18 protein-coding genes and 3 pseudogenes are annotated in these 22,429 nt (G+C 45.9%); 8 read left to right on the top strand and 13 right to left on the bottom strand.

The features are described from left to right. Positions 1 to 6: 6 nt before the first annotated feature. Positions 7 to 129 (top strand): hypothetical protein, encoded by a 123-nt coding sequence (locus AC0LWE_RS20950; RefSeq protein ID WP_446028775.1) that lies wholly within the window; start codon positions 7 to 9, stop codon positions 127 to 129. Between the two features lie 634 nt (positions 130 to 763). On the opposite strand, the gene AC0LWE_RS20945 is transcribed toward AC0LWE_RS20950, so the two are convergent. The 3 genes from AC0LWE_RS20945 to AC0LWE_RS20935 are packed head-to-tail and all read right to left on the bottom strand — an operon-like array spanning position 764 to position 3,592. Then, a complete protein-coding gene (locus AC0LWE_RS20945) occupies positions 764 to 1,744 on the bottom strand; it encodes an NAD(P)H-quinone oxidoreductase (protein WP_474266124.1) in 981 nt (326 codons plus the stop codon). 40 nt (positions 1,745 to 1,784) lie between these two features. Next, complete coding sequence (locus AC0LWE_RS20940; protein WP_446028773.1) at positions 1,785 to 2,111, bottom strand: carboxymuconolactone decarboxylase family protein; 327 nt, start codon at positions 2,109 to 2,111, stop codon at positions 1,785 to 1,787. A 41-nt stretch (positions 2,112 to 2,152) separates the two neighbouring features. Further along, positions 2,153 to 3,592 (bottom strand): NAD-dependent succinate-semialdehyde dehydrogenase, encoded by a 1,440-nt coding sequence (locus AC0LWE_RS20935; protein ID WP_446028772.1) that lies wholly within the window; start codon positions 3,590 to 3,592, stop codon positions 2,153 to 2,155. Positions 3,593 to 3,713: 121 nt separating this feature from the next. Between AC0LWE_RS20935 and AC0LWE_RS20930 the strand changes: the two genes are divergently transcribed. Further along, positions 3,714 to 4,640 carry a LysR family transcriptional regulator gene (locus AC0LWE_RS20930; RefSeq protein ID WP_446028771.1) on the top strand — a complete coding sequence of 309 codons (927 nt, stop codon included), beginning with the start codon at positions 3,714 to 3,716 and terminating at the stop codon, positions 4,638 to 4,640. 131 nt (positions 4,641 to 4,771) lie between these two features. Here AC0LWE_RS20930 and AC0LWE_RS20925 read toward each other — a convergent pair whose 3' ends face one another. Then, on the bottom strand, positions 4,772 to 5,614 hold the full coding sequence (locus AC0LWE_RS20925) for an AraC family transcriptional regulator (protein WP_446028770.1): 843 nt from the start codon (positions 5,612 to 5,614) through the stop codon (positions 4,772 to 4,774). A 27-nt stretch (positions 5,615 to 5,641) separates the two neighbouring features. Here AC0LWE_RS20925 and AC0LWE_RS20920 point away from each other — a divergent pair, with 27 nt between their 5' ends. The 4 genes from AC0LWE_RS20920 (at position 5,642) to AC0LWE_RS20905 (ending at position 10,853) form a co-directional block, all read left to right on the top strand. After that, the gene (locus AC0LWE_RS20920; protein WP_219347782.1) at positions 5,642 to 6,028 is read left to right on the top strand and encodes a nuclear transport factor 2 family protein; all 387 of its coding nucleotides are present in this window, start codon (positions 5,642 to 5,644) and stop codon (positions 6,026 to 6,028) included. A 468-nt stretch (positions 6,029 to 6,496) separates the two neighbouring features. Beyond that, a complete protein-coding gene (locus AC0LWE_RS20915) occupies positions 6,497 to 8,881 on the top strand; it encodes a dynamin family protein (RefSeq protein ID WP_219347752.1) in 2,385 nt (794 codons plus the stop codon). Beyond that, a complete protein-coding gene (locus AC0LWE_RS20910) occupies positions 8,878 to 9,783 on the top strand; it encodes a YjcZ-like family protein (RefSeq protein WP_219347753.1) in 906 nt (301 codons plus the stop codon). The genes AC0LWE_RS20915 and AC0LWE_RS20910 overlap by 4 nt, the downstream gene beginning before the upstream one ends. Next, positions 9,780 to 10,853, top strand: coding sequence for a patatin-like phospholipase family protein (locus AC0LWE_RS20905; protein WP_219347754.1), 1,074 nt, complete (start codon positions 9,780 to 9,782; stop codon positions 10,851 to 10,853). Before AC0LWE_RS20910 ends, AC0LWE_RS20905 begins: the two co-directional genes overlap by 4 nt. A 308-nt stretch (positions 10,854 to 11,161) precedes the next feature. On the opposite strand, the gene AC0LWE_RS20900 is transcribed toward AC0LWE_RS20905, so the two are convergent. The 4 genes and pseudogenes from AC0LWE_RS20900 to AC0LWE_RS20885 form a co-directional block, all read right to left on the bottom strand. Next, positions 11,162 to 12,709: a methyl-accepting chemotaxis protein gene (locus AC0LWE_RS20900; RefSeq protein ID WP_219347776.1), complete on the bottom strand. Its 1,548-nt coding sequence runs from the start codon at positions 12,707 to 12,709 to the stop codon at positions 11,162 to 11,164. A gap of 522 nt (positions 12,710 to 13,231) precedes the next feature. Continuing rightward, a complete protein-coding gene (locus tag AC0LWE_RS20895) occupies positions 13,232 to 13,942 on the bottom strand; it encodes a biotin--[acetyl-CoA-carboxylase] ligase (protein WP_219347755.1) in 711 nt (236 codons plus the stop codon). Between the two features lie 275 nt (positions 13,943 to 14,217). Next, positions 14,218 to 14,313 (bottom strand): annotated as a pseudogene (locus AC0LWE_RS20890) (fluoride efflux transporter CrcB); the annotation flags it as partial. A 358-nt stretch (positions 14,314 to 14,671) separates the two neighbouring features. Next, positions 14,672 to 14,818 (bottom strand): annotated as a pseudogene (locus AC0LWE_RS20885) (phosphopyruvate hydratase); the annotation flags it as partial. Between AC0LWE_RS20885 and AC0LWE_RS20880 the strand changes: the two are divergent. Beyond that, positions 14,784 to 15,524, top strand: coding sequence for a hypothetical protein (locus tag AC0LWE_RS20880; protein WP_446028778.1), 741 nt, complete (start codon positions 14,784 to 14,786; stop codon positions 15,522 to 15,524). The pseudogene AC0LWE_RS20885 and the gene AC0LWE_RS20880 overlap by 35 nt on opposite strands. Before the next feature lie 971 nt (positions 15,525 to 16,495). On the opposite strand, the gene AC0LWE_RS20875 is transcribed toward AC0LWE_RS20880, so the two are convergent. The 3 genes from AC0LWE_RS20875 to AC0LWE_RS20865 form a co-directional block, all read right to left on the bottom strand. Continuing rightward, positions 16,496 to 17,431: a tyrosine-type recombinase/integrase gene (locus tag AC0LWE_RS20875; RefSeq protein WP_219347777.1), complete on the bottom strand. Its 936-nt coding sequence runs from the start codon at positions 17,429 to 17,431 to the stop codon at positions 16,496 to 16,498. Positions 17,432 to 17,651: 220 nt separating this feature from the next. After that, positions 17,652 to 19,814 carry a hypothetical protein gene (locus AC0LWE_RS20870; RefSeq protein ID WP_474266119.1) on the bottom strand — a complete coding sequence of 721 codons (2,163 nt, stop codon included), beginning with the start codon at positions 19,812 to 19,814 and terminating at the stop codon, positions 17,652 to 17,654. 98 nt (positions 19,815 to 19,912) lie between these two features. Further along, positions 19,913 to 21,033 (bottom strand): IS3 family transposase gene (locus AC0LWE_RS20865; protein WP_162263837.1). Its coding sequence is split into 2 segments (ribosomal slippage): positions 19,913 to 20,775 and positions 20,775 to 21,033, totalling 1,122 coding nucleotides; the frame shifts between segments, so codons are not numbered across the junction. Between the two features lie 153 nt (positions 21,034 to 21,186). On the opposite strand from AC0LWE_RS20865, the gene AC0LWE_RS20860 reads away from it, so the two are divergent. Beyond that, the gene (locus tag AC0LWE_RS20860; RefSeq protein WP_219347758.1) at positions 21,187 to 21,597 is read left to right on the top strand and encodes a hypothetical protein; all 411 of its coding nucleotides are present in this window, start codon (positions 21,187 to 21,189) and stop codon (positions 21,595 to 21,597) included. 46 nt (positions 21,598 to 21,643) lie between these two features. On the opposite strand, the pseudogene AC0LWE_RS20855 reads toward AC0LWE_RS20860, so the two are convergent. Beyond that, positions 21,644 to 22,071, bottom strand: a pseudogene (locus AC0LWE_RS20855) (ISNCY family transposase); the annotation flags it as partial. After that, positions 22,020 to 22,316: a hypothetical protein gene (locus tag AC0LWE_RS20850; RefSeq protein WP_245004276.1), complete on the bottom strand. Its 297-nt coding sequence runs from the start codon at positions 22,314 to 22,316 to the stop codon at positions 22,020 to 22,022. The gene AC0LWE_RS20850 and the pseudogene AC0LWE_RS20855, both read right to left, overlap by 52 nt. Positions 22,317 to 22,429 lie beyond the last annotated feature (113 nt).

Here is a 22,429-nt window from a genome sequence, read left to right as displayed (position 1 = left end):
TCAAATATGCAAAGTAATGCTGACGACAGGAGACGCATTGAACAAGCAGAAAGCATCAGCAATTTGATTGCCCTGGTGGCGAGTATCAGAACAGGTGCGCAAGTTCAGGAAGCATCATTCGCAGATTAGGCTGGGGGGCGAAAGGCTGTGATTGTAAAAATCAATGCACGCTCCCTCTACCGTCAAAAGGTCGTCCCTAAGAATCATCTTAGTATCTCGCTAACATAAAGTATAAAGGGAACCTGATCTATAGATTAGGTCAGCCGAGTAATCTGAGGTCGGATAATGATTCCATAAAACCTATAACAATGATAAATATAGTTTTTATTTCACCACACGATCCAGTCGTAATAATAAGCAACAAAAAAAGTCAAGAAAAGGTTATATTCGATATAATGTTTTGAAAAATGGTCAGATAGCAATTTAATATATCCGCTTACCTGCTCCCTGTTATTTAACAAGCAACGATTTAGTCATACCTTTATCAAACTGCGAACTTCCGCTGTCCGCTCATTGCAGACCTTCGGCTCCAGCAGATCGTCTGCTTCGTGCCATGAGCGGACATCTGAACATAGCTTTGACAAACAATGTAACATCAATACTCTGATATTACTTTTACCCCATTAGTGATTTTTTTGGCGGTATTTCATACATTCTCTGGCATTGAACAGCTCAGTGCATATTGCGCGGGCTGTTCAATGCCGTATAGCGAAGGGAGTTAGTGACGATAAGGAAGGAAAAGCCACCTTATTGTTTGCGACCTCTACATCGTCAACACAATTTTTCCGACATTGAGGCCGTCTTCCATACGCTGGTGAGCTTTGCTGGCTTCAGCAAGCGTAAATACGCTGTCAATCACCGGGCTCAGCCCATCTTTACCGAAGCGGGTTAACCAGCACTCTCTAAAGCGTCGGGACATCTCATGTTTCACTTCTTGCGAACGCGATTTCATTACCGTACCGATAATCTGCAGATGGCGATACAACACCCGATCCAGTGGTATCTTCGCGTTTTCAATTCCCCCCATGATGCCAATCTGCACCAGACGTCCACCAAAGTTGAGTGCATTCACGTTTCGTTCAAAATAAGGCGCGCCAATAAAATCGAGAATAAGATCAACCCCCTTGTTATTCGTGATGCTGGCGACAACTTCCGAGTAGTCTTCTGTCACGTAATCAATGGCGTGATCAGCACCCAGGCGGCGAACGAGATCGTGTGCTTCAGCATTCGCGGTGGTGATTACCGTCGCGCCTGTTGCATGCGCCAGTTGCACGGCGGCACCTCCCACACCGCCGGCCCCGGCGTGGATCAGTACCGTTTCCGTGGGCTTTAGTTTCCCCAGATGGATAAGTGCTTCATGCGCGGTTACAAAGACCTCTGTAATGGCCGCCGCATGGATATAGTCCATACCTTCCGGCACTGGCATAGCCATCCGGTAATCAATGCGGGCCATTTCAGCGTAAGCCCCGCCCCCGACGATACCCATAACACGGTCACCCACGTTGTAGCTTTTTACATTCTCTCCGACGGCAATAACTTCACCGGCGATTTCCAGTCCCATAATCGTCGAGTCGCCAAAATCAGGGCGGCCATACCCGCCGCGTCGATGGGTGAGATCGGCCCGATTGACCCCCGCAGCCCGTGTGCGGACCAACAGATCATTGGGGCGCAGCTGCGGGTCTGCGACTTCACTTATGCTTAGTACATTGGCCGGACCAAATTGATCAAAGGTGATTGCTTTCATGATTCTGTTTCCTGAGATAAGAAGATGTATAACCCGTCGTTCAGGCCTGTTCGTTGAATGTGGCATTGGCGTAGCCAGAAGCGGTAATCGCTGCCGGAAAGCCTGCATAAAACGCCATGTGCGTAATCAGGGCAGAAATTTCTGTTTTGGTGAGACCGTTTTCAATACCGCGACGCAAATGGGCCGGTAGCTCATTGGAGTGATTCAGTGCAATAAGACAGGCAATGGTAATCAGACTCCGATCGCGTGGAGCCAGGTCCGGATCTGTCCAGACATCGGAATACAGCGGTTGCTCAACGAAGTCGGAAAGTTTAGGGGTGAATGCTCGTGCAGCTTCACGCGGGCGAGTAAAATCAACAGGTTTCATAGTCAGTTCCTCTTACAATCTGTAATTAGTGCCAGTGTGTTTTAGATTTGGCTGATGAATTTATTCACCAGGTAATGGCCGATACCTTCCCGACCGCCCTCCGAACCATGTCCGCTTTCTTTCATGCCGCCGAAAGGCAACTCCGTCGCCACCATGCGGTACTGATTAATGCCGATCATTCCTGCTTCAAGGCCATCACCAACATCCAGCGCGGTACGGGCGTCACGCGTAAAAGCGTAAGCCGACAGGGCATACGGCAGCCGGTTTGCTTCTGCCAGCCCATCCTCAAGCGCGTCGAACTGACGCATCACGGCAATCGGGCCAAAGGGTTCTTCGTGCATGATCCGTGCCTCCATCGGCACATCGGCAAGCACCGTAGGTTCAAAGAAAAAGCCTTTACGATTAAGTCGTTTACCGCCTGTGAGCACTTTCGCGCCCAGTGCGACAGCATCGGCAATCAGCGCTTCCATTTTTTCCAGTTGTCGGATATTCGCCAGCGGCCCTACTTGGGTGTTGTCCGCCCTGCCATCGCCGATAATCAGTTGCTCCGTCGCACTTACGAAGCGTTCGACAAACTGTGTGTAAACACCACGCTGAATAAGAAAACGGGTTGAAGAGATACAGATTTGGCCGGTGCCCCGGAAACGGTTAGCCGCCCCGCCAACGGCCGCCGCTTCAATGTCGGCATCGGCAAAAACCAGTACCGGACCATGACCGCCGAGTTCCAGGGTAATCGGTTTAACACCGACGGCAGCACGCTCAGACAACAGTCGACCTACCGGTACAGAACCGGTGAATGCCACTTTGCGAATAACCGGTGAGGCGATAAGCGTGGCGGAAACCTGATCCGGTACGCCAAACACAATTTGCAGTACGCCTTTAGGCAGACCTGCATCATCCAGGCAACGCGCCAGCGCCAGCGCCGTCGCCGGGCTCTCTTCACCGGGTTTCAGGATCACGCTACAACCTGCGGCCAGTGCCGCTGATAATTTGCGTGCCGGGGTAATGGCAGGGAAATTCCACGGAGTAAAGGCGGCAACCGGACCAATGGGTTCTCTTTTGACCAGTTGCAGCACACCGGGGCGATTTGACGGTACAACTCGTCCATCAATACGGCGTGCTTCCTCCGCAAACCATTCAAAATAGTCGGCTGCACGCAGCACTTCATCGCGGCTTTCAGGCAGAGTTTTCCCTTCTTCCTGCGTCATTAGCGAGGCGATATGTTCAGCACGTTCGCGCATCAGGGCAGCGGCATTCTTCATAATGCGGGCGCGTTCTGCAGGCACGGTATGGCGCCAGACGTCAAAGGCAGAGCGGGTGACAGACAGAGCACGTTCAAGGTCGGTGGAGTTCGCCAGCGGCAAACGGCCAATGGTTACTTCGGTTGCCGGGTTAATCACAGCAAGGGTGTCGCGATTGCCTGCTTCAATCCAGTCACCGTCGATGAAAAGATAAAGGGGAACGTATTGATTATTTTGCATGGTCGTTATCCTCAGTGTGTGCGTATTTGTGTAATGTCATTCGGCTGAGGGGATCTTAAGTTCAGCGCACGTCCCTGATAAGATGGCTTCTACCCACAACAGCTATGCAAGAAATGCACAGATGCAATCAGAGAAATTTGCCGAGTTCCTTGGAGTCTTTGTCGATGTCGCCCGTGAGAGCAGTTTTTCGGGTGCAGGTCGCCGTCGCGGACGAACGCCCTCCTCGATAGGACGGCAGATTGATGCGCTGGAAGCGTACCTCGACACCCCGCTTTTTTTGCGATCTACACGACATTTAACCCTGACTGATGCCGGGGAAATATTGCTGATTCGCGCGAGACAGATCCTCGATTCACTGGAGGATACGCAGCAGGAACTGGCGTCGATGAAAGGCGAAGTAACCGGTGTGCTGAGAGTGGCGTGTTATCCCACATTTGGTAAACGCTATGTGCTGCCGGTGATGGCAAAACTCTCCCGCCAGTATCCGGAGTTGAGCTTCGATTTGGATCTGACTGAACGTCTGGCAGACCCCGTAGCTGAACGCCTTGATGTTGTCATCCGTATTGGTGATATGGCCGACAGCACCTTGATTGCCAGCAAAATAGCAACGCAAGTACGCGTGCTGTGTACAAGCCCGGCCTATCTGGAAAAGGCAGGGGTTCCCGCCTCGCTGGATGACATCACCTTACATCGATTAATCGATAAACTTCACGGTGCGGATCTGCTTTGCTGGTCGAGCGTGATTGGCCACCCGGCCAGAGAAAACACTGGCCTGTCCATGTTTGGTTGTGATGATTTCGAAGCAATGCGTCAGGCGGCGGTTGAAGGGATGGGGATCGCGTTCCTGCCGGACTGGGTGGCAGGAGATGACATTAACAGTGGCACGCTGGTACAACTCTTCCCTGAAATGTCATCGCAACCACATGTATCTACAGGAATATATGCGCTACGCGCGTTACGTCACCCGCCTGCCAGAGTCACGGTATTTCTCGACGCATTGCGTGAATTCATCGGACATCCTGCAAAATGGTCAACATGTCATTGTTAGCTCTAAGGATGTAAGCAACATTGCCATTTTTATTATATGCAAACGACCGCTGTTCGCTCACAGCGGACCATCAGCGCCACGCACTTTCCCGCTCCGTGCCAGCAGCGGACATTAACTTTTGGCTTACTTGTTTAAATTTTAAACCGCGCGGGGGTAGTGCCAAACTCCCTGCGAAACAACGCAATAAAGGCACTTACATTGTCATACCCAAGCTCCAGTGCAACTGTCGTCACTTGCTTACCTGTAGCTAGGAGTTCAAGAGCCTTGAGTAACCGTATGCGCTGTCTCCATTCATTAAAGCTAAAACCGGTCTCAGCACTGAATCGACGTGTAAGTGTGCGTGATGACACTCCCGCCCAGTATGCCCATTCCTCCAGTCTACGACCGTCGTCTGGGTTATCTGATAGCGCCTGCGCAACTCTGAGGAGCCGAATATCCTGCGGCATTGGCAGCCCAAGATTAACCTTAGGAAGAGTTTCTATTTCATCGAGGATAACGCCAGATAAACGTTTTTGAGGCGCATTCAGCTCTGCATTCTTCCATGAGGCTGCCCGCGTTATCGCCTCACGCAGTAGATTTGTGACTGAGAGGACAGCAGGCTTATCAGGTAGTTCGCCACAGGCCGCAACAGATATATAAACACTCCATCCTGAATATGGGCCGTGTGAGCGAAGACCATGCGGAACATTTGGCGGTATCCACACGGCATGCGTTGCTGGTACGACCCAGCGACAAGTTTCGGCATCGATCGTAAGTAGCCCATGTTCAGCGCCGAGTAACTGTCCGCGAGAGTGATGGTGCCTTGGCGTTTCCCTGATTGCATCAGACTGGCGAGCCGCGACAATCAAAATAGGTCCATCTGAAGAAAGAGCCCGGGCGCATGGAATCAATGGGTCGGTCATATTGGCGTATTTGAGGTATTTTTTGTCTTTTATACCGTACCGAAGCCATTTAGTCGATTGTAGAGTACTCATAACTTTTAATGAGGACTGACCATGAAAATGATTTCTATTGCTAACGTACTGGATGAGATTATCAATCAACAGGAGATGGCACTTGAGGAGATACTTAATCGCCATTTTAGTCCCGGTTATAGGCAGCGCACTGATAACGAGTGGGAGAGCTTAGATAGCTTTGCCCGCCATGCACGTAAACTTCGGGAAATAATAGTTTCCGGCAAAATTGAGGTGCACGACGAACTTCGTGAAGGCAATCTCTATGCTACCAGGCATCGTGTATTGTGCATTAAGCGCGATGGTCAAAATGTAGATATGGAGGTTTATATGTTCGCTGAAACAGATGATTCAGGTCGATTTATTCGTATCGAAGAAACCACAATGATGCTTAAAGGTCTGGAAAGTGACCGTGACTTAGGTAGCGCTAAGTAATAAAGTTTTGAATGTCCGCTCTTAACGGTCTTAAAGCATTGTTGCTGGCAGCCCTGTGCAGGAGCGGACATTCTTAACGAATGAACATGTGCACTGATTGCTTAAACCCCGGAAATCTCAAAAAGTGCGTGGGACTAAAACGGGTGGGCTTACAGCTACCCTGTTCTCTATGATGGAGAATGGTCTTGTAGTGAGCTGTAATCAATTATCTGACATATGGTATCAACTTCTCCTTACAAGAATTACAATAGGGATTTGATTTTTATGCACATTTATGCCATTTTTCACCACCGACTCACTGTACGATTAGGTTAATGAACACTTCATTCAGCAATGGTACAAGACGGATAATCCAGCGGTGAACATATCCTCAAAACAGTATGTTACCGGTTATAAGTATCAATGCGATAGAGTCTATATAGTGGCCAATCCAAGTGGTCTCAGCAAATGCATTCATAAGGAATAATAATGCACGAGAACAATATCACGTTACTGTGTAATGAAGCAGAGCGCTTATTGCAGCTTAATATTAATTTGCTGCAAAAAATGGTTGATGAGCCGAATGTCCTTCTCGAAAGCAAACAAAAAAACAACGAACAACTCTTTAATAAAAGCAAAGCCATAAAAAGAATTGAAGAATTACAGGGTGAACGAACCAAAATTACCCGTAAAGAAATGGTACTGGCCGTCGTTGGAACCATGAAAGCTGGCAAATCAACCACCATCAACGCGATTGTGGGTAAAGAGATCCTGCCAAATCGTAATCGCCCAATGACCTCAATTCCGACACTCATTCGCCACGTGCCGGGCAAACATATTCCAGACCTTCTGCTAAACAATATCGACCCTATTCATCAGTTGCTGACCGCGCTCAAAAATAAGATAACAACTGACGAAGGCAAAAAGCGCGTAATTGAACTCGATAAGGATCAGGAAAAAAGTAAGTTACTGCGGATTGCCACGGATGATAGCTGGTTAAAAAATAACTACGCCGGCGAAGCTGAAATTTTCACCTGCCTCGCATCGCTCAATGACTTGGTACGTCTGGCCACAGCGCTGAATGTCGAATTTCCGTTTGAAGCCTATGAAGAGGTGCATGAACTTCCGGTGATTGAAGTCGAATTTAGCCATCTGACGGGAATGGATGATAGCAATGGAACATTGACCCTGCTGGACACACCAGGGCCAAATGAAGCGGGGCAACCCCAGCTCCAGGCGATGATGCGCGATCAGTTGCAAAAAGCCTCTGCGGTTCTGGCGGTGCTGGATTACACCCAATTAAACTCCGAAGCCGATCAGCAGGTTCGCGCAGAACTGAATGATATTGCGGATGTGGCGGCAGGCCGTTTGTTTGTCCTGGTCAATAAATTCGACCAGCAAGATCGTAACAGTGATAACGCTGAGACGGTAAGACAAAGCGTGCCCGCCATGCTTGAACATGGTGTCCTGAATAGCGACCGCGTTTATCCGGGCTCCTCTCGCCACGCATATCTGGCCAACCGCGCCCGCAGCGTGATCAGCCAGGCCGGAACACTTTCTGTTCAGGAAGAGTGGGTGGAAGATTTTGCGCAACTGGCCTTCGGTTTATCCTGGGAAGAAGAGGATCTCGCAAGTCCGGATGATGTCAGGAGAAACGCCGATAAAATCTGGCGTCGTTCACTGTTTGATGAGCTCATTACTGAAGTGATTCAAGCTGCGCATGCTAAAGCGGCAGCGTTGGCCGTCGATTCTGCCTCAGCCAAACTGGTTCAGAACGCGGAAAACGCCAATGAATATCTCTCGGTGCGTTATCAGGGGCTGTTGACCAGCATTCAGACCTTACAAAATCAGATCAACGGTTTGCTTAGCGATATTGATAATATCGCTACCTGTCAGAAAGATGTTGACGCCGAGGTGAAACGGGCCATGAAAGATATCACGCGTGAAACGGACGCGTTGCTTGAACTGGCCGAGCAAACGCTGAGCGATGACCTGAATGAATACTTCAAAAATGGGAAACGTCAGGAGAAAGAAGCGCTCGAGCTCGATCAGCCCAAGGAATCAACGAGCCTCACGATCTTTGGAACGATCATTAAGACGCTGACCGGTACTGTCCAGCCACGAGAGCGTGATTTCGATCCTAACAACCCGGAAATGAAGTTTAGCGCGCGTTCTGACGCCGAAAAATTCATCCAGCAAATCGAAGACTCTGTCACCAGCTTGCTGGCAGAGACCGAAGAAAAAATTAAACCGACGCTGACCAATATCGTTGCCGGTATTGAAAAAAGCTTCCATGGCAATGCACTTCAGGCCGTTGAAAAGATTGCCCATCAAATCAACACTCGACTCGAAGACGATGGTTTTACGGTCAATATTCACTTCCCTAAAGTGAGCCAACTGCAGACCAATTTGTCTATCAGAACCCGCATGACCAGCCTGCTGGAGGAAAAAACCTTCAGTGAAACCAAGCGTCGCCGTTCGAGTGGAGCATGGGGGACGGTATGTAAGTGGTTCGATACTGATGACTGGGGCTGGGAAGATTACAGCGTCGACGTCACCCGTAGCGTGGTGGATATTCGCAAGATTAAAACTGCCGTGAAAAAACAGACCAAAGAACATTTTGCTGAGTTAAACGAGACCATCGACGCGTGCATCAACCAGCCTATTCTGGCTGAGATTCAGTCATTCTTCGTGGCCTTTAAGGGCAAAGTGGAGCAACTGCGTAATACGCTTATCCAAAGCACCGAAGATCATAAAAATAGCCAGCATGAGCAGGAACAGTTGACTCTGCGCCTGCGCGAGCTGAAAAAACTCACGCCGGAGATGATTCGTGACGGTAAAGCGCTCAAAGAAGAACTGGAGCCGATGCTGTGATGAACCCAATTCAGGAAGCACTTCCCGACAATGAGGCATGCCAGATCCTTGCGTGCTTGCCGGAAAAGTTTATTGTCGATTTCGCCAACGGTATCGACATCACGCAAGATCATCTGCGGATGCAGAAAAACCGCAGTTTCTTCACGAGAATGAAAGAGGGGCTCAGCGGGCAGTCTTCCGCGCGACAGCACGCGATTAATGGTGCGCTTGCAGACGGAGTTGAGGCCTCACTGACGTGGCTCACCGAAGTCACTTCCTCGTTGGCCACCACCAACTACGCTCTGACGCAGGTGAATGACAGAGTGACATCTCTTGTCAGCGATATCGCGACGCTCGCCCAATATTCTGCCGACACGAGGGAGCAACTGAACGCGCTGTCTCTGCAGGTGAGCCAAAAGCTGTGCCACCTCGAGCATCAACTTCATCGCGTCGACATGCTACAACGAGGCCAGTTGCATCTTGACCAGATATTTTCCAGCTGGAGCGCCGGTCGATACTCTGCGCTGCCTTTAGCCGGACGCTGCTATGTCGCCCTTGAGGAGTTGCGCTGGGGAGCTTTCGGCGATGTGATACGCCATGGCGATACGCATCAGTCCATCCAGATGATCGACATACTCAAAAACAAAGCCTTAGCCCAACTCGCTGCCGATCACGGCAGCCTGGCGAGTGCGCGCCACGACACTCACAGCTGGCTTTCATGGAATGCAGGCCAGATTCAGCAAAATGACTGGCCTGATACGCTCAACTGGATGGCTGACTGGTGTACTGAAGATGCTCATCCGGTTATCTGGTCTACGACCCAGAAATACGACAATTTACCGTTGCGTATGCCGTGTTTTTGTTCAGCGGAACGCATTGCTACCAGCATGGTCGATGAAATATTCAGCCTGGAGGCCGCATGAGCCGAACGATGAAAGTGGGTCTGGCGCTTTCCGGCGGTGGGGCGATTGGAGCCTATGAAGTGGGCGTCGTCAAAGCGCTTGCAGAATCTGGAACCGAGGTCCATATGGTCTCCGGTGCTAGTATTGGCGCGCTCAATGGAGCGATTATCGCCTCGTCTTCAGGACTGTCGCAGGCGGCGGAACGGATGGCAGAAATCTGGACCCATCTAGGTAATGGCACCGTTTTATCGGTCAATAAATCAGCCTATATTTCGCTGCTATTACAGTTTGGCATCGGAATGGGGCTCTCCCCGATGCTAAGCAGGACGGGAAGTATGCTCAGCAGGATCCTCAATCGTGCGGCGCTGATCACCGGGACAAAAGGATTTGAAAATCAGCCATTGCTCTCGGATCAACCTTTGATTGCCCTGATGGACCGTTATCTGGACATGAACGCCCTTGCCACCGGTTTACCGCTTTTCGTATCGTTGTATCCCACTGAGGGCGGATTGCAGGATATAGCCAACTGTATTGCCGCCGAACTGGGCTTAGGCTCAACGCGTGATTCTGAATTTTATCATGTGCAAAACTTACCCTCGGAACTGCAAAAAGAGGCGCTACTAGCCTCGGCCGCACTTCCGTTGCTGTTCAAGCCCCGTGAAATCAATGGTACCCATTACAGCGACGGTGGAATGGGCGGGTGGGTGAGTTTGCAGGGTAACACGCCAGTCACGCCCCTGGTAGAAGCCGGTTGCAACATGGTGATAGTCACGCATTTAAGCGATGGCTCTCTGTGGGATCGACAGGCATTTCCTGATACCACGGTGCTGGAAATCCGACCACAGTGCTCTCTTCGTCGTAACGATGGCGCACTGGGGGGCGCAAAAGATTTGCTGGGCTTTACGGCGATGCATATCGATTCATGGATTGAACAGGGCTACCATGACACCATGAGCGCCATAGACCGCATCCGTAAACCGCTTCAGGCCCGACGTACTCTGCAGGCGTCTAGTACTGCGCTTGAAAGCAGTCTGGCAGGAAATGCCGCCGCGGACTCGGCCTTAAAAAACGCAATGTCCCGACTTAAATAGGAGCCTGACTCTCTACGAAAAGATGTCATGTGGTAAGGATTACTAAAATAAATCATAAACTTATAGTTAGAGATAGCTTGGGCGAAAGTGCATTGCATATGATAAGTAATTGTTTTTAATTGCCATATAGTTCGGGCCCACAGACCCTGGATCACATGTTTTTATGGCTTAACTCTCCACCTGCGCCTCAGCCCAGCAGAAACTTTGTATTTCGATTTACTACCGTCTGGCAGTTCGTAAAATGTAAGACATTACAGGATCCTAATGCCGGCAGACAGGAAGCGCCTGTCTGCCGGCATTATAAGAATTTAAATAATGAAGTGTCCTGTCATGAGCCTTAAAGCACGAGATTGCTCAGTGAGAGACTGGGATGCTGCGGAAGATTGCTCAACCAAAGCTGCATTTCCTTGAGTCACACTATCCATTTGGGTAACAGCTGTTCCTATCTGCATTATTCCCTGCATTTGCTCTACGGACGCCATAGCAAGGCCATCCATTGTCTGGGCAAGTTCAGCAACGTTACTTGCTGCATGTAAAATTGTTTCTGCTGTTTTTGACGCTACATTTACGCCTTCATCTACATTTTTTACGGCAGCTTCAATAAGTGTTCCAATCTCTTTGGAAGCACTGGCGCTCCTTTGAGCGAGGTTTCTTACTTCTGTCGCAACGACCGCAAAACCACGACCATGCTCACCGGCTCTTGCTGCTTCAACTGCAGCATTGAGGGCCAGTATATTAGTCTGGAATGCAATTGCTTCAATAACACTGGTTATTTCTCTGATTTTTATAGCGTTGGCAGAAATACCGTGCATAGTTTCACTCATCTCAACAACTGCTGATTCGCCTTCACGAGCAAGTTCTTCCGTTACTCTTGCGGAAGCTGCGGTATGTCCAGCAACGTCCGTATTATTACGGACTGTTGTGGTCAGTTGCTCCATACTGGCTGCAGTTTGCTGTAATGCCGCAGCCTGTTCTTCAGTTCTGGTTGATAACTCTTCATTTCCCTGCTCAATTTCACTTGCCGCCTGGTCTACCGACACTGCAGTTTCGTGGATGTTTTTAACGAGCTTTTTGAGGTTAACTTGCATGTTGTGTAACGCAGAAAGAAGCTTGCCCGTTTCATCACTACTGGTAACAGTGATAACAGAAGTAAGGTCACCAGAAGCGATTGTGTCGGCGGCATGTACAGCATGTTTTATTGGTATAAGAATACTTCGCGAGAGCGCAACTCCAGCCAACAATGCAGTAACGATTGCCACAATCATCCCTATAATTATTAATAGCCTTGTTTTAAATCGTTCATATGCAAGCAGATCCTGACGCTCTCCCATAAGAGCATATTCGGCATTCAGTGTTTGACTGACAGCACTGCGGATTATATCCATATCACTCTTACCGGTATGCTGCTCAAAATATGTAATAAAATCATTTATGCTGAGATGACCTTTTATAACATCTTCGCGATATTTGATGAGAGGGATCGCAATATTATCTTTCCATTCATTTTCAAGTTTTAATATGTTAAACAAATTTTCTTGTTGACGCTCATTATCATTTGTGAGTTTCGTAACTTCGTTCAAAGTAGAATTGAAGTATTTATCACCTTCGGTGAAAGGTTGAAGCATCTCTGGTTTTCCAGTGAGTGCATATCCCCGGACACCTGTTTCCATATTTATCAAGTTTTCGGTAATAGCACGTAAACCATCAACCACCTTATAACTATGAACATTAAGCTTGCTTACTGCTGTCACTCGGTCAAAACTTATATAAAGAGAGGCACAAACCACTGCCATAGTTAATATGATTGCCCCAAAAGCCATGGTAAGCCGGGTGCTGATATTGAATTTTTTAAACATAATATCCTTCATGATTAGCATTTTATCCATCTTCAGAGATGGAATTGATAACGGCTTAATTTTTGCACAATGGTGTTAGTGACAGTCTGTCTTAAACACTGAGGGTCTAATCGGCATCAAAAACAATAACTTTAGTGAAATTGGATATTAAAAAATGCTGTATTAAAAAAAAGGATATTGATTGTATTTTTAGGGTGCGCGCTTTGATTAAATGTGTTTTTTTTTGACCAAATAAAACAGGTCATTGAACATTTAAGAATTGTCTCATTCAAAAATAAATTAACCCACAATCGATAATGGTGAATGTTATCGTTATATAGATTGATTAAGCAACGTTTATTTGTGACGCGATGGCAGGATATATATCAAAATATATACATAAATGGCATATGCCGATTGATGGATTCAGAAAAAGTAACGCATTTTTTCAAAATATCATTAATTTTCTGAATAGACCTCTATATCTATAATAGAGGCGTATATCATTTAGCCTGACTTAAAGCACACTACATTAATTTATTCTTAACCAAGATTCTGGATTTCACCATAATTATATTTTTCAATAATTCCTTTCTCATCTTCAAGTAATAGATTCCCGAAGTTATCAACCCCTCTACATATACCTGATATTTTATTTGTTTTTTCTGGATCAAAGGATATTTCAACAAGTTCGTTGAGTCGGTTCATTCTAGCAATGTATGAGCTCACCAGGTTCTCGAAGCCAAATTGCTGCCAGGCTTCAAAATAATCATTCCAGCGTGTTACCAGAACGTCCACCATCTCAGAGGATTCCTGACCAGAAAACTGCTGTACGGTAGCTGTAGCATAAGGAATATCTTCAGGACTTACACTTCGGTTAATACCGATCCCAACATAGATTGAATTACTGTCAACTTCTATCAAGGTGCCACTTATTTTAGCCTTATTCACTAAAATATCATTAGGCCATTTAATCTTTATGTCAGCATTTTTAATGAAAAATGCTAGAACATCACAGATAGCAAGACCAGTAACCAGTGAGATTGAAGGTAACGTAGAGGTATTATGGGGAATAGGCACTACTATAGTGACAGCAAGGTTCCCCTCTGGGGTCTGCCATGATCTGTCGAATCGCCCTCTACCTGCTGTCTGCTTTTGCGCTGAAATGGCAAAATAAGTCTCACCTGTCTTTTCGCGCCAGCGTTTTGCTTCGCTGTTTGTACTGTCTACTGTTTGAAGTTTTATTATTTTCATTGCGGCTCATCTCTTTTCCTTTGAACGGAATATTAACAAAAGAGAAATTCATCAACTACTCTTAGTTGTTAAAAATTATAACTTAAATCTAACTACTTGATTTTATGAGGTTAAGGTCTTGCGCTTCAGTATGACATTTTTCGCCAGCTAACAATCGCATATATATCCGCCAATTCTTGTTTTAGTGATTTTATATTGTTAACAGTTTACCGCTATTGCCGTGTTTTTGATTGACCTGAAGCGCTGAAAAATCGAACACTATGGAAAGCAGACTTCACTACCAGTGTACCTGGAGGTAGATTTGGAAAAAGACTGTTAAAACGTGCGGACAGCAACAAGCGGAGAGTGCATCCAACAGAAACGCCGATAATGACGGAACAAAGCGCCCCCTCATAAAATAATTTTTTATCGTAACAATATCAGAACGTTTCCTCATCTCACTGACATTGTTAATGTATATACTTTGACTGCATACAAGATAAGACGAGGCCCTGTTTATGTGACATTAATCTCCTCGAGAGTTGATGAGCAGAAGCCCCCACAATAAGTGACACAATGACAACGCCAATAGGGGGGTTGCGTTTTACCGGTGAATGCGCAACCAAGGAGTAACACCGCATATGTGACGACAATGCCGGTCAGCATAGAAATAATAAAAACGTGAGCTTTCATCATACCCTCTGAATAACCCCGACGTGTAAGCAGGGTTATTGACATAAAGGCAGACCTTCATGCAAATTGCGCCGATGAACCCAACTCATCCTCAATTCTCATCAGCTGGTTGTATTTTTCGATACGCTCTCCCCTACACGGCGCCCCTGTTTTAAGATGACCGGCAAGCATGGCTACTCTCATATCGGCAATAAAGCTGTCCACCATTAAAGATATAAAAAATTACTGTGAGATAAATTCCATATCCAGTCAGAACAGTATTATAGCGGTCATCTCACTGCTTAAGGCGTCAGGGCGTATAGATACAGAAAGAGATTCAGATGACAGGAGAAACATAAAGTTGGTCATCACGCAAAAGGGATTAAAAGACCTTAAGAACTATATATTTACGGTTATCGCACCGTTGAAAAATCTATACCCTGAATATAAATTCAACATGGACGCCATTGTTTCATATTCTTTCCTTCAGGATTTTTTCCATGGCGTATCTGTTCCTTTATTGAAAGGGGTAACATATAAACAAATAAACTCTAAAATTGATTTTTACATTGATAAGGACGGCGGCCGATCTCTTTTACTATATTTGTATATGAAATCAGCCGTTAATAATATGCAGATTAATAACACAATTAATCAACTTGCATTCGAGATTTGTGTTTCAAGAACGCAATTGATGAGATTAATTAATAAATTAGAGAGGGATGGATACATTCAAAAAATAAGTAAAAATAACATCGTAGTAAACCAGAGCTTAATAGAGTTAGTCGAAGACTATATGTCGATATATTTTTCATATATCGAGTACTATCTTTTTAGCTCTGCAGATTTAAAACGTGTATTAATAGATAAAAATATGAATTTCGGGAGAAGTAGTTTTATTAATAACCACAGCAACTTAAGAAAGGCTTAAAGGTAATTAATCTCGGCAAGTCTGATGTTTCGTGCTTTATTCAGGAATGTATAAGTAATAGACTGAATTGAATCACTTTTTTCTCTTAACCTCAATGAAGTGATACGTTCATTTGAGGGAAGATGATCTATTGATGAAGACATTTTTTTATTTTTAATAAAACAGCTAATATTTAGCTTTTCATTAATCACTACAATCTGACACGTATCTGTCACTATGTAGCCTTCAAACACGACTCGTGAAGATTTCTCTGCGTATGCAGACAAAGGGAGAGACAGTATTGTTATAATTATCAATAAATTAAAAAACCTTGTTAATGTTTTTATATACACCTCTATAAGCAGGATTGGCAGGTCCGCCATGGTTTGCATGAGGTTGCGCATCTGAAATAACCTAAGAATAGTATCATCCAAATCTGAAATTAGTCAAAAAACAAAATAAACAGATTTCGTTTAGTTAAGTAGCGCAATTAATTGCGATTACTGTATTCCGTGGTTTTAATCTCTATTAAACAACGTTAGTTTGAAGCTTTATAAACTTTCAAAACTAAATTAACAAAGTAATTCATCGTCTTATCATTTTGATTTTTTCCCAACGTTATGCAGCGTCATTTCATCAGGAGCTGACCTGCTCCCTGTCGATTAACACACCTCGATGTTAGTAATTCGTATCAGGAACACATTACTGCGTCTTCAGCAACACACGACAGAACTGGTTGTGTAAGCCGAATACTTGCTCAGGTTGAGCAAACCAGGATCATACAGTAAAGCCATCATTCTGCATTTCAGGAGGGAGCATAAAGGAAGGCAAAAAGAGCGCCGGTTCCCCTGCGGTTCCAAACCATCCCGGTTCAGAAGAGGAAGCAGGACAACCTGCAGATATATTTCACCGGAAGTTCAGCTACGTCACCATTCCTTTAAATTACGTAGCCTGCAATCTTGTTAACATAACATCTTGATATCTTGTCAAAATCATACCAGGTCCAGGCGGTCACGCGCCTTACGCAGACGGTCCTCGCCACGGCGGTCGTACTGCTGAGTGGTGGTGATACTGGCATGTCCCATCGCATCTTTCACCGTAATGAGATCTTCCCCATTATCCAGCATCGCCGTCGCAAAAGTACGCCGCAAATCATGCGGTGCACACTTCGCAATGCCCGCCTGCAGCTGGCGTACGTGCAGGATATGATAGACCGCCTGATCGGTGAGCCGGTCATTCGTCAGGAAATCGAAACGGCGGATACGGGTGAACAGCGGGCCTGCAGCTTCTCCACGCACCTGGTCGATCCACGTCTGTAGCCGCTGCCAGGTTCCGGCCGGTATGTAAGCCAGACGCTCCTTGTTTCCCTTACCCAGAACTCTCAGTGCCCGTTCATGAGTGACAACGTCACTCAGGCTGAGGCCTACAGCCTCAGAGCGGCGGAGACCGCAGCCCAGGATGACAGCCAGCAGCGCGGCATCCCGGACACCGAGATAACCGGAGTCAGACTCACACGCCGCAAACAACTTCATGATTTCATCCGGCGGCAGCGCGCGACCGCGCGGAAGCCGGCTGCCCCGCAGGTTACGCACCGCGCGGATGTGCTGGAAACTTTCCACGTCCATCAGCTTCAGCATCCAGGCTTCCTTCGCCACGCCCTTCAGCGCAGAAAGATAGGTGTTGACGGTGGCCGTGGCCCGGCCGGTGTCGCGCAGCAGCTCGGTGATGGCCATCACATGATGACGGCGCAGACTGCCCCAGCTGCAGGTCTCCAGGGAACCGGCGCCGAGCATGCCGGCGACGATATTCAGGAACGACGCCATGGTCTGCCGGCTGCGGGGAGAATTCAGGGAAAGCAGATAGGCCCGGGCCGGATCCAGCGGTGTCGCGTCTCGGGACAGTGCCGGCAGGAAATCCCCTCCGGGCATCAATTCAACTGACACAAGTTCCTGTTTCGGATCTCCGCTCGGTGTCTGGCTCATCTGAGTCTCCGTTGCGGGCAGAAAACGCCCGGCGCGCTGCGTGAAAAATCGGGGGCAATCATACAGCTGAAGCATACTGCAGGGAGTCTACTTTTTCAAACGTACATTTTAATTAGTAGAAATCTACCGAACTACCATCTATGGATGGTAGTTCGGTAGATTTCTACTAAGCCTGTAACCACATATCTAACTTACCGCTTTGGTTAACGACTGAATCAGAGCGTTCGCGCCACCTCGCATAAATACTATGTGTCATAAGACGGCTTAATTGATTGTCTTTTGACAAATACGAATAAATTCCTAAAAACTCTTTTAGTCGAAAACTCAATGTGCTGACATCGTGTAATAAATAATATACTGAACTCGTTAATAATGAACTAACCTCATCAGAGTAAAGAGATGTTATAAGAAAATCTAAATTTTTATTGAAAAAGTTTTCAATTGTTGATGCTTTATCATCAAGTTGATAATGTAATAGCAAACTTAAACTTGAAGCCCTAATTAACTTTATTTCATTTTCATTACATGCAATATCGTATAGCTCCTCAAAGCTGAGGCCAAAGGCTTCGAGAAACCCATTAGTAAAATCATCACTATGAGATTTACGCAAATTATCAATTTGAGACTTTGAAGTGGATAGCGAGTGTGCCAAATATGGGATCATAAATTTATCTTCAGGTAACGATAATTTATAAATTGAGGTAAATTTAGTGTTGTATAAACCTTTAAAAGAAACCTCATAGCCGACCTCCTCTATTAATTTTTTTATTAATGATTCAGTATTAACAGAGAAATCGAAAACAAACTTCCAAAAGAAAAAGTGTGGTGAAAACAATTTAGGATGCTCAATTGCAATTTTGGTTAATGACTCAATAATAACCTCAGGGTACTCTTTAAAAGCATCATCAATCATGCGCCTATCGAAATATGGCGCAGTTAAAAAGTTTAGAGCCGTTTCTGGTTGTTCATCACATAAAAGATTCCACTTATCCTTATGGAATTTATCTGCATTGAATATCATATAGCGGAATCGTGGAATAACACTTCTATTATTATACATTGGATTATCTATATAATCCTGCAGTGCATCATCCGATAATCTTGAAAGGTGAATCACTTGTCTCTCAAGTACATAATGAGTCGTACAAAGTGGTATCATTGATAGAAGTGATCCAGGCACGCTATTTATATCAAAGTTATTATCTGTTATGATTTTGAGTAACTTTCTAAACTCAACATATGATTTAGTATTGTAAAAACTGCACGTCACTTTGAACAACTCGATTGGATAAGAATATTCTAAATCCATAAATTGCTGAGAATTATATTGCATTTCCTTGGTTAAATGCCAATTATTTTTGTAACTTACAGTGGCAACAACTGAATATCTATCAGTGTCTCTAGTCTGATCTATATCGTTTTCATGTGGTTCTACAAAGAAATAACTAAAGTATTCAATGTATTTACTTTCAATGCCAAGTGATTCGAATGGATTAGTAACGAATGTCGCGTACCGTGTGAGATAGTCATATATACATTGAAGAAGTTTTATACTTGTATGCTTAGAGAAATATAAATCCACTAAAATCTTTATAAACCACAACTTAATTCTACTGCCGATGGTATGAATAAAATGTATGCCTGCCGTATTTATTAAAAAAACCCAATAATCATTGGGAGCATTGCATAATTTATTATATACTTCTTTGAATTGTTCATGCTCTTTATCAAGTAGAACTGAAAACAACATAACACAAGCAGGTGTTTCACCATAATCCATATTAAGATAGGAATCTATCATATTGCTTAACATCCAGTTTCTGGATTGTTCCATTTCAAGTGACGCAATTTTTAATAGTACATCTTCATCTAAACATCCCCACAAAGGTGTTAAGCACTTACTAAATAATGACCTGGTTCTTCTGTCTTGCTCAAGTAATCCTTCTTCTATTAAGCGTAATACAAGCAATGCCCCAATAGCGGCTCGTTTATTATAATATTTTATTTTATGGTTATCATTATCATTATCCATTTCGTACAGCATCGTAGAAACTAACATCAGAGCGGTCTTCTTTTTGTAATGTATTAACGCACTGAGAATAAAGTGCACAACTTCACGCCAATGTGCATCAGCAACAATGACTGACAATCGGTCTACAAGGTCCTGGTCAGAAATATCATTATGAATAAATTCTGCAGCGAAAAACTCTTGTAGTTGTCGGATATCAAAACGCACATAATCCGTACTGTCGGGTGTATTTACGAAAACGAGTCTTTCAATAGTCGCTTCCATCAAAGTATTTACCGTCTCCTCAGTATCTCCATCCATTAACATTTCAGTTGTTGATATAGCAAGCTTCCTAAATTCATCCTTTGGTAATGAAGTTTCTGCACCTTGTGACCTGCCCCCAGTATTAGATACAACCTTCAGTTAGTAATGTCGGTTGATTTTTCTTCATGCTTCCCGTTTCGCCAGCCTGCTGCAAATTCAGATGGCGTCTGGTAATTCAGCGATGAATGAGGTCGACACTCGTTATAATCCTGCCGCCAGTCATTAATGATTTTCCGGGCATGAAGAACATCGCTGAACCAGTGCTCATTCAGGCATTCATCCCGAAAGCGACCGTTGAAACTCTCAATAAATCCGTTCTGAGTTGGCTTGCCCGGCTGGATTAAGCGCAACTCAACACTATGTTCAAAGGCCCATTGATCCAGCGCGCGGCAGGTAAATTCCGGGCCCTGATCGGTTCTTATCGTCTCAGGATATCCACGAAACAGCGCAATGCTGTCCAGAATACGCGCGACCTGAATACCTGAAATCCCGAAAGCGGCGGTGATCGTCAGACACTCCTTCGTGAAATCATCCACACAGGTCAGGCACTTAATCCGGCGGCCGCTGGCAAGTGCATCCATGACAAAATCCATCGACCATGTCAGGTTCGGCGCATCCGGGCGAAGAAGCGGAAACCGTTCAGTCGCCAGACCCTTACGGCGGCGCCTGCGTTTTACACCCAGACCGTTAAGGTGATAGATGCGGTAAACGCGCTTGTGGTTGACGTGAAGGCCCTCCCGGCGCAATAACTGCCAGATGCGCCGGTAACCAAACCGGCGGCGTTCAAGTGCCAGCTCTGTGATGCGTAGAGACAGTTGTGCGTCAGCAGCCGGACGCTGAGCCGAATAACGGCAGGTTGAAAGTGACAGACCAGTCAGCCTGCAGGCACGGCGTTGCGACAAACCCGTTGTCTCACACATGACTTCCACGGCTTCCCGCTTCTGGTCTGTCGTCAAAACTTTCGGCCCAGGGCCACCTGAAGCGCCTCCTTATCCAGCATGGCTTCAGCGAGTAGCTTCTTGAGACGAGCGTTCTCTTCCTCAAGTGACTTGAGCCGCTTCACTTCGGGGACTTCCATGCCACCGAACTTCTTACGCCAGGTGTAGAAGGTGGCGTCTGAAATGGCATGCTTGCGGCAGAGTTCCCGGGCCGAAACCCCGGCTTCTGCCTCGCGGAGAATACTGATGATCTGTTCGTCGGAAAATCGCTTCTTCATGGGGATGTCCTCATGTGGCTTATGAAGACATTACTAACATCGCGGTGTATTAATCAACGGGGAGCAGGTCATAATTTTTTGTTGAGTATACTTTGACTCAAATTGTCAGTGTGAGTATAAATTAACTCATTATTAATTAGCTGGTTTTTAGGCGTGAAAATTAACTACGTCCGTAAGCAAAGTGGAAAAAGAACAACAATCATTCTGCCAGATTCTATATGTGAGCTATGGTTTACAACTCGCCCCCCTGTGGGTGAACGTTGTTCAAAAGAGGCGCTTTGTGAGTTGCTTGAACAACTGGATGATCCTAAAGCTGGAATTACCTTCCAGTCTCAGGTAGAGCATGTGATTCTCGATGATATTCGGGCATATCAGAACCGACTTTTATCCAGTAATGATGATCTAAAGTGTCGCGTTATTGACTGGATTACAAGTACGCTTCCGTGCATAACATCCCCGACAGCTCAGGCGTTAGAAATTCTAGAAGAATTGCACAAAATGAAATTGGTTCCATGGGAAGCAATTGAGAAGTTTGATTCACTGGTAGAGCAAAGGTGGAAATAGCACTCAATGAATCACTCAGGGAAAATTAAAACCTAAAAGAGCAGCGCTACCGTTTCAGACTGGCCCTAAATTCTGCTGGATTGACCAGAACTGGGTTAATTGCCCTGAGTTGTTCCTGCACTCTGGCCTGAGCCCGTCGCTTGGGCATCTTTTTACTTCGGCCACGTTTACCATCACGTTCAAGTTCATCCATTGTACTCTGCGCCAATTTCAGAACTGGCTCCAAGGCGTTTATTATCAACGATTTGGCCCTGGTCAACGTATTCCAGTTTGTCGAACACCTGATATTTGAGTGAACGGTACCCGTATTTGAATGCCAGTGTGCCGTGCGGATAGTCGTAGACTGTGATTTTTTTCGCCAGCGATACGAGTGTTTTCTTCTGTAGGTTCAACCAGATAAATCATTTTGTCATAGCGGAAAGTCAGTGCTTTAGACAGTTTACGCAGTTCCTGCCAGGCAAAGATATCATCCAGCTATTATGATGGTCAGTCAGTGACGCGGGCAACTGACGGTTACCAGTACGACCGCGACTCTGGTTGTTCATACCAAGCGGCCCAGACTGGCGATTACGTTTCAGTAGACGGCTGCAATGAAGTGGCGTGATACTGAGTATCTCGGCCGCCTGGCCAGGACGCAGGTTACGTTCAATGATATCCTGAAGGATTATGAGGCAGTTGATTTCTTTCAGTGTGAACATCCCGGTGCCATGTTTAGCCATAGAAAACTCCTCATCAGGAAAAAGCGAGTCGTTGTCTAGACATACAGGTCTGAGAACTATAGCCTGGACAATGAGCCACAAATAGACATTAGCATTGAGCCTCCACATGACTG

This window comes from Lelliottia sp. RD5 (assembly GCF_056032945.1).
Note: the sequence above shows the minus strand (reverse complement) of the source record. Positions and strands in the feature narration are given on the sequence as shown.

Excerpts from the sequence above, each read along its gene's own strand:
- AC0LWE_RS20950 (WP_446028775.1), top strand. The coding sequence starts at position 7 with ATGCAAAGTAATGCTGACGACAGGAGACGCATTGAACAAGCAGAAAGC.
- AC0LWE_RS20945 (WP_474266124.1), bottom strand. The coding sequence starts at position 1,744 with ATGAAAGCAATCACCTTTGATCAATTTGGTCCGGCCAATGTACTAAGC.
- AC0LWE_RS20940 (WP_446028773.1), bottom strand. The coding sequence starts at position 2,111 with ATGAAACCTGTTGATTTTACTCGCCCGCGTGAAGCTGCACGAGCATTC.
- AC0LWE_RS20935 (WP_446028772.1), bottom strand. The coding sequence starts at position 3,592 with ATGCAAAATAATCAATACGTTCCCCTTTATCTTTTCATCGACGGTGAC.
- AC0LWE_RS20930 (WP_446028771.1), top strand. The coding sequence starts at position 3,714 with ATGCAATCAGAGAAATTTGCCGAGTTCCTTGGAGTCTTTGTCGATGTC.
- AC0LWE_RS20925 (WP_446028770.1), bottom strand. The coding sequence starts at position 5,614 with ATGAGTACTCTACAATCGACTAAATGGCTTCGGTACGGTATAAAAGAC.
- AC0LWE_RS20920 (WP_219347782.1), top strand. The coding sequence starts at position 5,642 with ATGATTTCTATTGCTAACGTACTGGATGAGATTATCAATCAACAGGAG.
- AC0LWE_RS20915 (WP_219347752.1), top strand. The coding sequence starts at position 6,497 with ATGCACGAGAACAATATCACGTTACTGTGTAATGAAGCAGAGCGCTTA.
- AC0LWE_RS20905 (WP_219347754.1), top strand. The coding sequence starts at position 9,780 with ATGAGCCGAACGATGAAAGTGGGTCTGGCGCTTTCCGGCGGTGGGGCG.
- AC0LWE_RS20900 (WP_219347776.1), bottom strand. The coding sequence starts at position 12,709 with ATGTTTAAAAAATTCAATATCAGCACCCGGCTTACCATGGCTTTTGGG.
- AC0LWE_RS20895 (WP_219347755.1), bottom strand. The coding sequence starts at position 13,942 with ATGAAAATAATAAAACTTCAAACAGTAGACAGTACAAACAGCGAAGCA.
- AC0LWE_RS20880 (WP_446028778.1), top strand. The coding sequence starts at position 14,784 with ATGGCTACTCTCATATCGGCAATAAAGCTGTCCACCATTAAAGATATA.
- AC0LWE_RS20875 (WP_219347777.1), bottom strand. The coding sequence starts at position 17,431 with ATGCCCGGAGGGGATTTCCTGCCGGCACTGTCCCGAGACGCGACACCG.
- AC0LWE_RS20870 (WP_474266119.1), bottom strand. The coding sequence starts at position 19,814 with ATGGATGGAGATACTGAGGAGACGGTAAATACTTTGATGGAAGCGACT.
- AC0LWE_RS20850 (WP_245004276.1), bottom strand. The coding sequence starts at position 22,316 with ATGGCTAAACATGGCACCGGGATGTTCACACTGAAAGAAATCAACTGC.